Annotated in this window: 1 protein-coding gene; it reads left to right on the forward strand. The window is 65.3% G+C overall.

Annotation, left to right across the window (positions count from 1 at the left end; translation table 11 throughout):
• Positions 1–7: 7 nt before the first annotated feature.
• On the forward strand, positions 8–490 hold a 483-nt coding region (locus tag ASE89_RS20990), incomplete at its 3' end, for an MFS transporter (RefSeq protein WP_201781544.1).

Consider the following 490-nt stretch of genomic DNA (forward strand, 5'->3'; position numbering starts at 1 on the left):
GCCGACCATGTTGTTCGCATCACCGGGTATCGACACCGCCGCACCCAAGGCCACCAGGATCGACCTGTTCAGCGCCGCCACGCCGCAGATGCGCGCGTTTCACGTCACGTGGCTGGCGTTCTTCGTGTGCTTCTTCGCGTGGTTCGCCGCCGCCCCGTTGATGCCGCTGATCAAGGCCGAGTTCGGGCTGAGCAAAGACCAGATCGCCAACATCAACATCGCCGCGGTCGCGGTGACGATCCTCGTGCGGCTGGTGGTCGGGCCGCTCTGCGACCGGTTCGGCCCCCGGCGCACCTATACGTGGCTGCTGCTGATCGGTGCGATTCCTGTGTTCGGACTGGCGTTCGCGCAGACTTACGAGACGTTCCTGTTCTTCCGCCTCGCGATCGGCGCGATCGGCGCGTCATTCGTGATCACACAATATCACACCAGCGTGATGTTCGCGCCCAACGTCGTCGGCACCGCCAACGCGACCGTCGGCGGCTGGGGC

Source organism: Sphingomonas sp. Leaf30 (assembly GCF_001422525.1).
GTDB lineage: Bacteria > Pseudomonadota > Alphaproteobacteria > Sphingomonadales > Sphingomonadaceae > Sphingomonas > Sphingomonas aerolata.